This window comes from Pengzhenrongella frigida, from assembly GCF_004168625.1.
Taxonomy (GTDB): Bacteria; Actinomycetota; Actinomycetes; order Actinomycetales; family Cellulomonadaceae; genus Pengzhenrongella; species Pengzhenrongella frigida.
Genome location: NZ_SDWW01000020.1, coordinates 26,388 through 40,800, shown reverse-complemented (window position 1 = coordinate 40,800; position 14,413 = coordinate 26,388). Strand labels below are relative to the sequence as shown.

At 71.3% G+C, this 14,413-nt stretch carries 12 protein-coding genes; 3 read left to right on the top strand and 9 right to left on the bottom strand.

What is annotated here, in order from left to right; genetic code table 11:
- Nucleotides 1-31: 31 nt before the first annotated feature.
- From EUA98_RS09785 to EUA98_RS09750, 9 genes are all read right to left on the bottom strand, one after another.
- Nucleotides 32-2,071, bottom strand: a complete 2,040-nt coding sequence (locus EUA98_RS09785) for a bifunctional aldolase/short-chain dehydrogenase (RefSeq protein WP_130102496.1) — start codon at nt 2,069-2,071, stop codon at nt 32-34.
- Nucleotides 2,072-2,169: 98 nt separating this feature from the next.
- Entirely contained in the window at nt 2,170-3,336 is a 1,167-nt protein-coding gene (gene rhaI, locus EUA98_RS09780; protein ID WP_130102495.1) for an L-rhamnose isomerase, read from the bottom strand.
- The gene (locus EUA98_RS09775) at nt 3,333-3,752 is read right to left on the bottom strand and encodes an L-rhamnose mutarotase (RefSeq protein WP_130102494.1); all 420 of its coding nucleotides are present in this window, start codon (nt 3,750-3,752) and stop codon (nt 3,333-3,335) included. The genes rhaI (EUA98_RS09780) and EUA98_RS09775 overlap by 4 nt, the downstream gene beginning before the upstream one ends.
- Entirely contained in the window at nt 3,736-5,190 is a 1,455-nt protein-coding gene (locus tag EUA98_RS09770) for an L-fucose/L-arabinose isomerase family protein (protein WP_130102493.1), read from the bottom strand. Before EUA98_RS09770 ends, EUA98_RS09775 begins: the two co-directional genes overlap by 17 nt.
- A gap of 105 nt (nt 5,191-5,295) precedes the next feature.
- On the bottom strand, nt 5,296-6,363 hold the full coding sequence (gene rhaS, locus EUA98_RS09765) for a rhamnose ABC transporter substrate-binding protein (RefSeq protein WP_130102492.1): 1,068 nt from the start codon (nt 6,361-6,363) through the stop codon (nt 5,296-5,298).
- A 56-nt stretch (nt 6,364-6,419) separates the two neighbouring features.
- The gene (locus EUA98_RS09760; protein WP_242511376.1) at nt 6,420-7,472 is read right to left on the bottom strand and encodes an ABC transporter permease; all 1,053 of its coding nucleotides are present in this window, start codon (nt 7,470-7,472) and stop codon (nt 6,420-6,422) included.
- A gap of 4 nt (nt 7,473-7,476) precedes the next feature.
- Nucleotides 7,477-7,926: an ABC transporter permease gene (locus EUA98_RS20445; RefSeq protein ID WP_350339494.1), complete on the bottom strand. Its 450-nt coding sequence runs from the start codon at nt 7,924-7,926 to the stop codon at nt 7,477-7,479.
- Entirely contained in the window at nt 7,812-8,498 is a 687-nt protein-coding gene (locus EUA98_RS20440; protein ID WP_255424295.1) for an ABC transporter permease, read from the bottom strand. Before EUA98_RS20440 ends, EUA98_RS20445 begins: the two co-directional genes overlap by 115 nt.
- Entirely contained in the window at nt 8,495-10,027 is a 1,533-nt protein-coding gene (locus tag EUA98_RS09750) for a sugar ABC transporter ATP-binding protein (RefSeq protein WP_130102526.1), read from the bottom strand. Before EUA98_RS09750 ends, EUA98_RS20440 begins: the two co-directional genes overlap by 4 nt.
- A gap of 345 nt (nt 10,028-10,372) precedes the next feature.
- On the opposite strand from EUA98_RS09750, the gene fucO reads away from it, so the two are divergent.
- The 3 genes from fucO to EUA98_RS09735 all read left to right on the top strand — a co-directional run bounded on the left by fucO (nt 10,373) and on the right by EUA98_RS09735 (nt 14,401).
- Entirely contained in the window at nt 10,373-11,524 is a 1,152-nt protein-coding gene (fucO, locus tag EUA98_RS09745) for a lactaldehyde reductase (RefSeq protein ID WP_130102490.1), read from the top strand.
- A 181-nt stretch (nt 11,525-11,705) separates the two neighbouring features.
- Nucleotides 11,706-12,872, top strand: a complete 1,167-nt coding sequence (gene rhaI / locus EUA98_RS09740; RefSeq protein ID WP_130102489.1) for an L-rhamnose isomerase — start codon at nt 11,706-11,708, stop codon at nt 12,870-12,872.
- 5 nt (nt 12,873-12,877) lie between these two features.
- Entirely contained in the window at nt 12,878-14,401 is a 1,524-nt protein-coding gene (locus tag EUA98_RS09735; protein WP_130102488.1) for a rhamnulokinase, read from the top strand.
- The last annotated feature ends 12 nt before the right edge of the window (nt 14,402-14,413 follow it).

Below are 14,413 nucleotides of genomic sequence, written 5' to 3'. Positions count from 1 at the left end.
GTGCCGTGTGCGGGGATCTTCGCGGGTGCCGTCATCGCAGGAACGCGGCCGCGACGCCGGCGTCGACCGGGATGTGCAGCCCGGTGGTGTGGCTGAGGTCCGCCGAGCACAGCACGAACACCGCGTTGGCCACGTTCTCGGGCAGCACCTCGCGCTTGAGCAGGGTGCGCTGCGCGTAGTACTTGCCCAGGTCCTCCTCGGCCACGCCGTACACGGCGGCGCGCTTGGCGCCCCAGCCGCCGGCGAAGATGCCCGAGCCGCGCACGACGCCGTCGGGGTTGATGCCGTTGACCTTGACGCCGTGCTCGCCGAGCTCGGCGGCCAGCAGCCGGACCTGGTGGGCCTGGTCGGCCTTGGTGGCGGAGTAGGCGATGTTGTTCGGCCCGGCGAAGATCGAGTTCTTCGAGGAGATGTACACGATGTCGCCGCCGAGCTTCTGGTCGATCAGCACGCGGGCCGCGGCCCGGGACACCAGGAACGAGCCCTTGGCCATCACGTTGTGCTGCAGGTCCCAGTCCGCGACGGTCGTCTCGAGCAGGGACTTGCTCAGCGAGAGCCCGGCGTTGTTGACCACGAGGTCGAGGCCGCCGAACGCGAGCACGCAGGCGTCGACGGCGGCCTGCACCTGGGCCTCATCGGTGACGTCTGCCTGGATGCCGATGGCGACGTCGGTCGTGCCGAGCGCCGCCGCGGCGTCCTGGGCCTTGGTGAGGTCGAGGTCGGCGATCACGACGCACGCGCCCTCGGCGGCGAGCCGGGTGGCGATGGCCTTGCCGATGCCCGACGCCGCGCCGGTCACGAGCGCGATCCGGGTCGCGAGCGGCTTCGGCTTCGGCAGGCGCGCGAGCTTCGCCTCCTCCAGCGCCCAGTACTCGATCCGGAACTTCTCCGCCTCGTCGATCGGGGCGTAGGTCGACAGGCCCTCGGCCCCCCGCATCACGTTGATCGCGTTGAGGTAGAACTCCCCGGCCACGCGCGCGGTCTGCTTGGTGGCGCCGTAGCTGAACATGCCCACGCCGGGGACCAGCACGATCAGCGGGTCCGCGCCGCGGATCGCGGGGGAGTCGGGCGTCGCGTGGCGGTCGTAGTACCCCTGGTAGTCGGCCCGGTAGGCGGCGTGCAGCTCGTGCAGGCGGGCGATCGAGTCCTCGACCGAGGTGTCGCCCGGGAGGTCGAGCAGCAGCGGCTTGACCTTGGTGCGCAGGAAGTGGTCGGGGCAGCTCGTACCGAGCGCGGCCAGGCGCGGGTGCTCGGCGCGGGTGAGGAAGTCGAGGACCTCGGGTGCGTCGGTGAAGTGGCCGACCTGAGCCCGGTCGGTGGAGACCAGGCCGCGGATCGTGGGCGCGAGCGCGGCGGCCTTGGCGCGGCGGATCGTCTCGGGCAGGGCCGCGAACCCGGCCAGCTCGGCACCGAACGGCTCGGGCGTGGAGTGCGCGGCGATGTACGCGGCGGCGGTGTCGATGATCCACAGCGAGCTCGCCTCCGCCTCCTCGCTCGTGGCGCCCCACGCGGTGATGCCGTGGCCGCCGAGGACGCAGCCGATCGCGGCCGGGTTCGCGGCCTTGATCGCCGCGATGTCCAGGCCGAGCTGGAAGCCGGGCCGGCGCCACGGCACCCAGGCGACGCGGTCGCCGAAGATGGTGGCGGTCAGCGCCTCGCCGTCGGCGGCCGTGGCGATCGCGATGCCGGAGTCGGGGTGCAGGTGGTCGACGTGCGCGGCGTCGACCAGGGCGTGCATCGCGGTGTCGATCGAGGGCGCGGCCCCGCCCTTGCCGTGCAGGGTGTAGTCGAATGCGGCGACCATCTCGTCCTCGCGGTCCAGCCCGGGGTACACGTCCACGAGCGCACGCAGGCGATCCAGGCGCAGCACCGCGAGCCCGGCCTCGGTCAGCGTGCCGAGGTCACCGCCGGAGCCCTTCACCCAGAGCAGCTCGACCGGTTCGCCCGTGACCGGGTCGGTCTCGGTGCCCTTGGCTGAGGTGTTGCCACCGGCGTAGTTGGTGTTCTTCGGATCGGCGCCGAGGCGGTTGGACCGCGCGACGAGGGCGGCGGCGGTGGGGTTCGTGGTCATGGACTGCTCCTGGGGGCTGACGAGATCGGGGCGTCGGGCCGTGACGGCTCGACAGCGAAAGGCGGGGTCGGACGCTGGGGTGATCGGGACAAGGCTCGTCAGGCGCCCCAGCCAGCCTGGGTGCCACCCACCCGGTCGCGGGTCACCTGCTGGTGGTAGCCCGAGGCGGCGAACGCCGCCATGGGGTCGGCGGGCAGCCCGCGAGACTCGCGCCAGGCGGCAAGGTCGGGCCGGACGTCGGTGTAGAACGCGTCCATGAGGATGCCGTTGGCGCCGAGGACGTCGTGGGTGTCCTGGGCGCGGGTGAGGGCCTCGGTGTCGACGGACAGGACCCGCGCGGTCATCTCCTGGACGTTGAGCACGGAGCGGATCTGGCCCGGGATCTTGTCCTCGACGTTGTGGCACTGGTCGAGCATGAAGGCGACCCCGCTGTCGGGGTCGAGGCCGCCGCCGCGGACGACCTCGTACAGGATGCGGAACAGCTGGAACGGGTCGGCGGCGCCCACGATGAGGTCGTCGTCGGCGTAGAAGCGGGAGTTGAAGTCGAACGAGCCGAGCTTCCCGAGGCGCAGCAGCTGGGCGACGATGAACTCGATGTTGGTGCCCGGCGCGTGGTGGCCGGTGTCGAGGCAGACCAGCGCCCGGTCGCCCAGTGCGGTGACCTGGGCGTAGGAGGTGCCCCAGTCGGGGACGTCCGTGTGGTAGAACGCCGGCTCGAAGAACTTGTACTCCAGCACGAGGCGCTGGTCGGCGCCGAGGCGGGCGTAGATGGTCGCGAGGGAGTCCGCGAGGCGGTCCTGGCGGCCACGGAGGTCGCCCTGGCCGGGATAGTTGGTGCCGTCGGCCAGCCAGATCTTCAGGTCCCGAGATCCGGTGGTGTCCATGATCTCGAGGCATTCGAAGTGATGGTCGATGGCCTTGCGGCGCACGGCGGGGTCGATGTGCGTCAGGGACCCGAACTTGTAGGCCTCGTCCTGGAAGGTGTTGGAGTTCACCGTGCCCAGGGTCAGGCCCTGGTCCTGCGCGAAGCGGGCCAGCGCGGCGTAGTCGTCGACCCGGTCCCACGGGATGTGCAGGGCGACCGACGGCGCGAGCCCGGTGACGGCGTGCACCTGGGCGGCATCGGCGATCTTCTCCTCGATCGTGCGCGGCGTGCCCGGCGTGGTGAAGACCCGGAACCGGGTGCCGGAGTTCCCGAACGCCCACGAGGGCAGCTCGATGGTCTGGGCCTCGAGCTGGGCGAGGACCTGCGGGGTGAGGGTCATGAGCGGTGTCCTTCCGTCGGACCGGGGTCGGGAGAGTCGGCCACGTCGAGGGCGGCGAGCTGGTCTTCGAGGTGGAACACCTCGGTGAGCTCGACGAACCCGGCGTCGGGCGTCGTGTCGAGGTCGGCGAAGAAGCCGGCCATCTGGGCCTGCCACCGGGCGTTGACGTCAGTGGCGGCCATCGCGGCCTGCGCGGCGGCCAGGTCCGCGGTCTCGAGGTAGCCGATCAGCAGCCCGTCGTCGCGCAGGAACAGCGAGTAGTTGTGCCACCCGGTCGCCTTCAGCGCGCGGAGCATCTCCGGCCACACCGCCGCGTGCCGCTCGCGGTATTCCGCCATCCGGTCGGGGCGGACCTGGAGCTGGAAGCACACCCGATGGTTCGACGGCCCGGCCGGGACGCTAGACGAGGGCGACATGGCGGTGCTCGATTCCGAGGAGGTGGGCGGCGGCCTTCAGGTCGGCGGCGCGGTGGCCGAGGCACAGGGCCCAGTGGTGGCCGGTCCCGGTCTGGCTCCACTCGTCGACCCAGACCCCGGGGTCCCCGCCGAAGTCGACGCGGGACGTGGTGTTGCCGATCGCCAGGAGCGGGCCGGGCACGACGGTTCCTTCGGAGGTGACGAACACGTAGCTGCCGTCGGGGTCCTGGCCGATCCCGAAGGTGGTGACCGGCCCGGGCCGGACGTCGAACTCGACCGAGACCCCCCACCCGCGCTTGCCATGGAAGACTCCGAGGCCGCGCAGGAGCGGGTGCTGCGCGCTGACCGCCAGGTGCGCGGGGCCGTCGTGGCCCATCTCCACGACGCCGTCGTGGAAGTTCAGCGCCTGGATCTCGGTGAACGACCCGCCCGCGCCGATCGCGCCGGCGGCGAGCATCGCGATCGACGTGCGCAGCTCGTACTCGCCGGCCGCCGGGATGCCGCGCGCGGTGAGGATGGAGGCACCGAGGATCATGCCGGCGCCGAGGCGTTCGTGCTGCTCGCCGGCGAGGCCGCGGTGGTAGTAGGCGAGGGTGTCGAGCTCGAAGTCGGCCACGAGCCGGTCCAGGCCGACCGAGACCCGCGCACCCCACGCGAAGTCGTCGTCGACCACGGAGCCGTCCAGGGTGAACAGCGCCCGGGCGAGGTCCATCCGCTCGGCGACCTGGGCGTCGGTGACCTCCTCGACGCGCACCCGCAGGTCGTCGAACTCGAGGACCTCGACGTGCGAGCCGAACGTGGTGGAGACCGTGGTGAGGTCGGTGGAGACGTCGAGCATGCCCGGGTAGAGGTGGCCCATGAGGCCGTGGCGGGCGGTGCGCAGGGTGGCGCGCACGTGCGCGGCCTGGACCCACCGGCCGATCCGGTCCCAGGCGGACTCCTGGCGGAGGTAGCCGGACACGGACCGGAAGGGGATGCCGGCACGGCGGAACACGTTGGCGACCTCGGGCACGGGGCACTGCCCGCAGTACGCGAGCCACCGGCCGGTGTCGAACGTGGCGTGGTCCATGGCCTCGGTGGGTTGCAGGTCGATCACGAGGACCGGGGTCTTGGCCCGCTGGGCGATCGGCAGCACCATCGAGGACGTGAGGTAGGTGGCGAGGAAGATGACGATGAGGTCGCAGTCGGCGGCGCGCAGCGTCTCGGCGGCGACCCCCGCCTCCCGGGCGTCGGAGACGAACCCGGCGTCGACCACGTCGGCATCGAGGGCGTCGAGCCGGGCGGTGACGTACCGGGCGGACTCCTGCAGCTGGGGGAGCAGGTCGGGGAACTGCGGCCAGTACGCGCCGAGGCCGCCCGAGACCAGGCCGATCCGCGTGCGCCGACGCGCCTTCGGCTTGAGCAGGTCGCTCGCCGAACGGTGGATCTCGGCAGTCATTCGTTCTCACCTCGAGAGACGGTCGATGCGGGTGGAGGGGTCGATGCGGGTGGAGGGCTGGGGCGGGTGCACCGGCACCCGCCCCACCCTCGAAGCCCTACCGGCTCAGAAGTCGTACTCGTCGATGTTGTCGGCGGTGAAGACCGTCGGGGGGCCGACGATCACGATGCCGTCCGGGCCGACCGTGCGCTCGCCCAGGTCACCGGCCTCGAACGTGTCGCCCTCGGCGCCGGTGATGGTGCCGTCCGCCAGCGCCTTGCCGGCGAACGCGGCGACGTACCCGAGCTGGGCCGGGTCCCAGAGCGCGAACGCGGTGACGGTCCCGTCCTTGACGAACGGGCGCATCTCGTTCGGGAGGCCGAGCCCGGTCAGCGCGACCTTGCCCTTGTACTCCGAGGTCGACAGGTACCGGCCGGCGGCGGCGATGCCGACCGTGGTGGGCGAGATGATGCCCTTGAGGTTCGGGTAGGCCTGCAGCAGGCCCTGGGCCTCCTGGAACGACTTGGTGTCGTCGTCGTCGCCGTACACCTTCGCCACGAGCGTGATGTCGGGGTAGTTGGCGGCGAGGTCCTCCTCCATGAACTTGATCCACTCGTTCTGGTTGGTCGCGTTCGCCGTCGCCGAGAGGATGGCGATCTCGCCCGCGCCGCCGATCTGCTCGGAGATGAGCTTGGTCTGGATCAGCGCCACCTCCTTGGCGACGACCTGGCTGATGAACACGTCGCGGTACTTCGGGTTGGTGTCCGAGTCGAACGCGACGATCTTGGCGCCGGCCGTCCGTGCCTCTTCGAGCGCGGGCCCGACGGCGTCGGGGTCGTTCGCGGCGATGACGATGACGTTGGTGCCCGCCTGCGTCTCGGCGTTGATGAAGGAGACCTGGCTGGAGGCGCTGGCCTCGAGCGGGCCGACCACCTGGGTGTCGGCGAAGCCGGCCGCGGTGGCGCCCTCTTCGCCGCCGCCGAGGACGACGTCGGTGTACGGGTTGTTGAGCTGCTTGGGGATGAAGGTGATGGTGAGGTCTTCACCGCCCCCGCCGCCCGAGCCGCTGGTCTCGTCGGAGTCGCCGCCGGACGAGCAGGCAGCCAGCAGGGCGAGGGCTGCCGCGATGGCGGCGACCGACGTGACGCGACGGGTGGCCTTGCCTCTGCGAGCAAGAGGACGAAGTGACTGCATTGTCATTTCCTTTCTTGGACGCCCAGTGAGGCGTGCTGACTCCCGAGGCCTGTTGCCTAGGGAAGGGTGGGGAGGGCCTTGCGGACCCTGCGGTCGTGCCGCCACTGCTGGATCGCTCCGAAGATGCTCGGTCCGACGACCGAGACGATCAGGAGCGTGCCGGTGACGATGATGAGGATGACGTCCGAGACGCGGGTCAGGCGCAGGGAGAAGTTGATCGTGCCGATCAGCATCACGCCGGCGAGCACGCCCGGGATCGAGCCCTTCCCGCCGAAGATCGACACGCCCCCGAGCAGGACGGCGGCGATCACGGTGAGCTCGAGCCCGCTGGCGTTGTCGCTGCGCGCGCTCGAGTAGCGCAGGGTCCAGAAGATCCCGGCGAGCGCGGAGATGGTGCCGGTGCCGACGTACAGCCAGAACTTGGACCGGGCGACCTTGATGCCGACGAACCTGGCCGCCTCCTTGCTGAAGCCGAGCGCATACAGGCCGCGGCCGAATGGCGTGAAGTGCAGCAGGACGCCGAAGAAGAGCGCGACCACCACCACGCCGATCATCACGGTCGGGATCCCCGTCGCGCCGAGCTTCGAGGTGAAGAACGTGGTCAGGCCGGGCGGGAAGTTGGCCACGGCGTTGTCCCCGATGACCACCAGGGCGAGCCCCCGGAACAGCGCGAGGGTGCCGATGGTCACGGCGAGCGAGGGCAGGCCGACGACCGCGACGAGGAAGCCGTTGAACGCGCCGGCGAGCATGCCGGCCAGCAGCCCGATGATCAGCACGAGGGCGATGTCGAGACCGTCGGCCCAGAGCACCCCCATCAGTGCGCTGGTCAGACCGGCGATGCTGGCCACCGACAGGTCGATCTCGCCGGTGATGATGACCAGGGTCATCGGCATGGCGATGAGCAGCACGGGGACGACGTCGAGCAGCAGGAAGCCGACCGTGACCGGGGTTGCGAACCGCGGGATCGTGAGGCTGGCGTAGAGGATGAAGGCCAGGACGAGGTAGATCATGATGGCGTCGCGCCCGAGCAGGATCCGGGCGAGCCCGGTCCGGCCGGTGGCCTCCTCGGTCAGGGTCTTCGTGGTGTCGAAGGCGGGGGCCGTGGTCATGGCGTCAGACATTGCGAGCCTCGCTTACTCGGAGCTTCTTCGCGGTGCGCAGGCTCGCGACCCGGTCGATGATGATGGCGGCGAGGATCAGCAGGCCGACGATCGCCTGCTGCCAGAACTTGTCGACCCGCAGTGCGGTCAGGGCGCTGGTGATCGTGGTCAGCAGCACGGCGCCGATCGCGGCGCCGACCACCGAGCCGCTGCCCCCGAAGATGGCCACACCGCCGACGACGGCGGCCGCGACGATGTCGAGCTCGAGACCGGTCCCGGTGGTGGCGCCGACCGAGTTGAACCGGCTCGCGTAGAGCACCCCGGCAAGCCCGGCGAGGACCCCGTTGGTCACGAACGCGAGGAAGACGCGGCGTCCGACCGGGATGCCGAAGAGGTGCGCGGCGTCGGGGTCGGAACCGATCGCGTAGAGGTCACGACCGGGCCGGGTGCCGCGCATGTACACGGCCACGACGGCCACGACCACGATCGCCAGGAGGGTGATGACCGGGAACCCGAGCACGGTGTCGTCGACAGGGCACCGAAGGCGGCGGGCCGGTCGTCGGCGAAGTACTGCTTTCCGCCCGCCCATGCGTTGTTCAGCCCGCGGTAGATGTAGAGCGTGCCGAGGGTGATCACGAGCGCGGGGACCTTCGCCGCCGTCACCAGCAGGCCGTTGATCGCCCCCAGCGCGGCGCCGAGCGCCATGCCGGCGAGGAAGACGACCACGATCGGGATGCCCGACACCGTGGCGAAGAGGGTGCCGGTGGCGAAGGCGACGAGGCCCAGGATCGAGCCGACCGACAGGTCGACGTTGCGGGTGATGATCACCAGGGCCTGGCCGACGGCGAGGATCACGATGATCGTCGAGTTGAGCAGGAGGTCCTTGATGCCCTGGGCGCTGAGGAAGCGGGAGTTGTTCAGGTAGGTGAACAGCACGAGCGCGATGAGCGCCAGCGCGACCGGCATCTCCCGGGTCCGGAGCAGGCCGGGCGGTCCCGACCGGCTCGGCTCGGTCTGGACGGTGGTCGCAGTCACTGTGACGCCTCCAATGCCGCGGTCGCGGCGTGCATGACGCTCTCGGGGGTGGCCTCGTCGCGGACGAGGTCGGCGGTGATGCGCCCTTCGCGCATGACGAGCACGCGATCGGCCATGCCGAGGACCTCGGGGAGCTCGGAGGAGATCATGAGGATGGCGATCCCGCGCCCGGCCAGATCCGAGAGCAGGCGATGGACCTCGGACTTGGTGCCGATGTCGATCCCGCGGGTCGGTTCGTCGACGATGAGGAACGTCGGTTCGGTCGCGAGCCACTTGGCCAGCACGAGCTTCTGCTGGTTGCCGCCCGAGAGCGTCGAGGCGGCGTACTCCTGCGACCCGACCTTCACGTGCAGGCGCTTCGTCCACTCCTCGGCCGCCGCGCGTTCCCGCGAGCCGCTGATGAGGCCGAACCGGGCCAGGGCGTTGCGCAGGGTCAGGGTGGCGTTGCCGGCCACGGACAGCTCCATCACCAGGCCCTGCTTGCGGCGGTCCTCCGGGACGAAGCCCATGCCGGCGTCGATCGAGGCCTGGGGGTCGTGCGGGCGCAGGCGGTGCCCGAGGAGCTCGACCGAGCCGGTGTCGTACGGATCGATGCCGAACACCGCGCGCGCCACCTCCGTCCGGCCGGCTCCGACCAGGCCGGCAAGGGCCACGATCTCGCCCGAGCGGACCTCGAAGTCGATGCCGGTGAAGACTCCCGCGCGTCCCAGCCCCGCGACACGGAGCACCACCGGGCCGATCTGGGCCGCCACCTTCGGGAACAGCTGGGCGACGTCGCGCCCGACCATCTCGCGGACGATCTCCGAGACGGTGACGTCGGCGGTCGTGTGCGTGGCGATGTACCGCCCGTCCCGCATGACGGTGATGCGATCGGTGAGGTCGAAGACCTCGTCGAAGCGGTGCGAGATGAACAGGATCCCGGCGCCCTTGTCGCGAAGCCCCCGTGCGACGGTGAACAGCCGGTCCACCTCGACGCCGCTCAGGGCCGCGGTGGGTTCGTCCATGACGAGCACGCGTGCGTCGAGCGAGATCGCCTTGGCGATCTCGATGATCTGCTGGTCCGCGATCGACAGCCCCTCCGCGAGGCGGTCCGGATCGATCGGCACGCCGAGCTGGGCGAACAGGTTCCGTGCCTCCTGCCGCATCCGCGTGCGGCTGATCAGACCGAGCGAGCCGGTGGGCTGCCGGCCGATGAAGATGTTCTCCGCGACGGTCAGGTCCGGGAAGAGGGTGGGCTCCTGATAGATGACCGAGATCCCCGCCGCCTTGCTGTCGGCCACGCTGCGGAACGCCACCGGCGCGCCCCCGACGCTGAACTGGCCCGCGTCGGGGTGGTACACGCCGGCGAGGATCTTGACGAGCGTCGACTTGCCGGCGCCGTTCTCCCCGACGAGCGCGTGGATCTCACCGGCGCGGAGCTCGATCGTCCCGTCCGCCAGGGCCACGACCGGTCCGAAGGTCTTGGCCGCGCCGGTCAGCGACAGGGCGGGCACTACGTCTGGACCGGGGTCCTGGTCGTCGGTCACCATCGGGACATTCCTCTCCATTGAGGCATGAATCGTTTCAAGCGTCTGAGGCGATCCTAAGAGGCGACTGCTGGGGAAGTCAACAGTTGAACGGGGGCATCTGCGTCGTCGAGCCAGGGACTTCGGTCCTGAGTTTCGCGGGCCTTGTTCCGTGTCTAGCGCCTGGGTGGCGGTGCCGCGAACGGTTGCGCGGATCGGTACCGGATCGTGATGTCCGACGGCCGGCCGGTGCTGCCCGAGGCCGGCCCGCTCGGCCGGGGACCTTGGTCCGATGGCGGCGCACCGGATGGCGTGAAACGATTCACCTGGCGGCAACGACGTCGCCCTGGACACGAGGAGAGTGGCGACGTGGCACAGCGGATGATCTGGAACCAGACGGCGTACTTCGGCGCGGGATCCATCTCGGTGATCCCCGACGAGCTCGCGCGACGTGGCTTCACCAAGGCGCTGGTCGTCTCCGACGCCGTGCTCGTCTCCTCGGGCGTGACCGCGCGGGTCACCGACCTGCTCGACGCGGCCGGCTTTGCCTACGAGGTCTACTCGGACGTGCTGCCCAACCCGCCGATCGCCAACGTGCAGGCCGGCGTGAAGGCGTTCGAGGCGAGCGGCGCCGACGTGCTCATCGCCGTGGGTGGTGGTTCCCCGCAGGACACCTGCAAGGCCGTCGGCATCATCGTGGCCAACCCGGAGTTCGCCGACGTGCGCTCGCTCGAGGGCGGTGCGGCCACCAAGAACCCGTCCGTGCCGATCATCGCGGTGCCCACGACGGCCGGAACGGCCTCGGAGACGACGATCAACTACGTCATCACCGACGTCGAGCGGCAGCGCAAGTTCGTCTGCTTCGACCCGCACGACATCCCGGTGATGGCCGTGGTCGACTCCGAGATGATGTCCAGCGCGCCGCGCTCCCTCAAGGTCGCCACCGGGCTGGACGCGCTCACGCACGCGATCGAGGGCTACACCACCGCCGGGGCGTGGGAGCTGTCGGACCTGTTCCACCTCAAGGCGATCCAGGTCATCGCCGCGTCCCTCAAGGCCTCGGCCGACGGCGACCCGGCGGCGGCCGACCGGATGGCGCTGGCCCAGTACGTCGCGGGGATGGGCTACTCCAACGTGGGGCTCGGTCTGGTCCACGCGATGGCGCACCCGCTGGGCGCGTTCTACTCCGCGCCGCACGGGGTGGCCAACGGCATCCTGCTGGCACCCGTGATGGCGTTCAACGCCGAGTCGACGGGGGAGCGGTTCCGCGACATCGCCGCGGCGTTCGGCGTCGAGGGTGCGGCCACGGCCCCGCTGGCGGAGGTCCGCGCGGCCGCGGTCGAGGCCGTCGCCACCTTGACCCGGGAGCTCGGCAACCCGACCACGCTGCGCGAGGTCGGCGCCACCGAGGCGGACCTGCCTGCCCTGGCGCAGTCGGCGTTCGACGACGTCTGCGCGGGCGGCAACCCCCGCCCGGCGAGCGTCGCCGAGATCGAGGCGCTGTACCGCTCGGTGTTCTAGCCGTCCCCGGCCCGGATCCCGGCGAGGTGTGCCCCCTGGTGGGCGGCCTCGACGGGGTTCGGTGCTGCGCGGGGTCTCGCGTCGGCGCGGGGCCTCGCGCCGACGCAGGGGCTTGCGGCGCCGAGGCCAGGTGCTACTCTGATCAGACCGTGAATCGATTCAATGCCGAAGGGTTTCCGCTGTGAGCCTTCCTGACCGGGCGCTGGCCCGTCTCGACTCCCTGTCCATCGAGGTCCCGTCGTGGGCCTATGGCAACTCCGGGACACGGTTCCGGGTCTTCTCCACGCCGGGCACGCCGCGCACCGTGCAGGAGAAGATCGCCGACGCCGCCCAGGTGCACGCCTTCACCGGGCTCGCCCCGAGCGTCGCGCTGCACATCCCGTGGGACACGACGGACGACTACGCCGCGCTGGCCCGCTTCGCCGGCGACCTCGGCCTGGCCCTGGGCACCGTGAACTCCAACACCTTCCAGGACGAGGCGTACAAGTTCGGCTCGCTCGCCTCGCTCGACGCCGGCGTCCGGCGCAAGGCGATCGACCATCACTTCGAGTGCCTCGACGTCATGGACGCGACCGGGTCGCGGGACCTGAAGATCTGGCTCGCCGACGGCACCAACTACCCGGGGCAGTCGGACATGCGCCGTCGCCAGGACCACCTGGCGCAGTCGCTGCGGGAGATCTACGACCGGCTCGGGGCGCAGCAGCGGATGGTGCTGGAGTACAAGTTCTTCGAGCCGTCCTTCTATCACATGGACGTCCCGGACTGGGGCACCTCGTACGCGCACGTGAGCGCGCTGGGGGAGCGGGCGCTGGTGTGCCTGGACACCGGCCACCACGCGCCGGGCACCAACATCGAGTTCATCGTCGCCCAGCTGCTGCGGCTCGGGAAGCTCGGCTCGTTCGACTTCAACTCCCGGTTCTATGCCGACGACGACCTCATCGTGGGGGCCGCAGACCCGTTCCAGCTGTTCCGGATCATCGTCGAGGTGGTCCGTGGCGGCGGCCTGGACCCGGCCGGCGGCGTCGCGCTGATGCTCGACCAGTGCCACAACGTCGAGGACAAGATCCCCGGGCAGATCCGCTCGGTGCTCAACGTCCAGGAGATGGTCGCCCGCGCGCTGCTGATCGACTCGGACGCCCTGGTCGCCGCGCAGGAGGCCAACGACGTGCTCGGCGCGAACGCCGTGTTCATGGACGCGTTCTACACCGACGTGCGCCCGATGCTCGCGGCGTATCGCGAGGACCGCGGCCTGCCGGCCGACCCGATGGCGGCGTTCGCGGCCAGCGGCTACCTGGGCACGATCGCCGACGAGCGCGTCGGGGGCACCCAGGCCGGCTGGGGCGCCTGACCGCGATGTCCCCGAAATCCGCGTCCCCGACATCCGCGCCGACGACCGAGAGCTTCGCCGCCGTCGACCTCGGGGCGTCCAGCGGGCGGGTGCTCGTCGGGCACCTGGCCGACGGACGGCTGCACACGGTCGAGGCGTCCCGGTTCGCCAACCGGCCCGTGAGCGTGCCGGCGGGCGATCGGACGGCGCTGCGCTGGGACGTGCTGCGCCTGTGGCGCGGGGTGCTGGCCGGGCTGCGGGTCGCTGGGCACGAGCACGGTCCGGTGCGCTCGGTGGGCATCGACACCTGGGCGGTCGACCACGGCCTGCTGGACGCCGACGGCGCCCTGCTCGGCAACCCGGTCCACTACCGCGACGAGCGCACGAGCGGAGTGCCCGAGCGGGTCTTCGCGGAGCTGCCCCCGGCCGAGCTCTACGCCCTGACCGGGGTGCAGTTCCAGCCGTTCAACACGATCTTCCAGCTCGGGGCGACGGCCGGCACCGCCCAGCTCGCCGCGGCCCGGCGGATGCTGCTCATGCCGGACCTGCTCGGGTACTGGCTCGCCGGGGTGGAGGTCACCGAGCTGACGAACGCCTCGACCACCGGCCTGCTGGACGCCACGACCCGCACCTGGAGCGCGCGCGCCGTGGCCGCCCTGTCCGCGGCGACCGGGGTCGACGCCGGCCCGCTGCTCGCACCGCTCGTCGCGCCCGGCCACGTGCTCGGTCCGCTGCGCCCGCACCTGGCTGCCGAGCTCGCCCTGGCCGGCACCGAGCTGGTCGCGGTCGGTTCGCACGACACCGCCTCGGCCGTCGCCGCGGTGCCGATGGACCCCGCCCGGGCCGCGTACATCTCCTCGGGCACGTGGTCGCTGGTGGGCGTCGAGCTTGCCGCCCCGGTGCTCAGCGAGGCCAGTCGGGCGGCGAACTTCACCAACGAGCTGGGCGTGGACGGCACGGTGCGCTACCTGCGCAACGTCGCGGGGCTGTGGCTGCTGTCCGAGTCGCTGCGGACCTGGGCAGCCCAGGGACGACCGGCCGACCTCGTCGCGCTGCTCGCGGCCGCGGCGCACGTGTCGCCGCTGGCGTGCGTGGTCGACGTCGACGACCCGGCGTTCACCCCGCCGGGGGACATGCCCGCCCGGATCGCCGCCGCCGCCCGGCGCACCGGCCAGCGCCCGCCGGCCGACGAGGCCGCCACGGTCCGCTGCATCCTGGACTCCCTGGCCCTGGGCTACCGGCGCGCGATCCGCCAGGCCGCCGACCTGTCGGGACGCCAGATCGACGTCGTGCATGTGGTCGGTGGCGGGGCACGCAACCGTCTGCTCTGCCAGCTGACCGCCGACGCGACGGGGCTGCCCGTGGTCGCCGGGCCCGTCGAGGGCACCGCGATGGGCAACCTGCTGGTCCAGGCCTGGGCGACCGGGGCACTGCCCGGCGGCCTGCCTGCCATCCGCGAGGTCGTCGCAGCCTCGTCCGACCTGACCCGGTGGGAACCCACCGGGAGCGAGGCCGCGTGGGACGCGGCCGAGCGCACCCTGTGGCACTGACGACCGCACCAG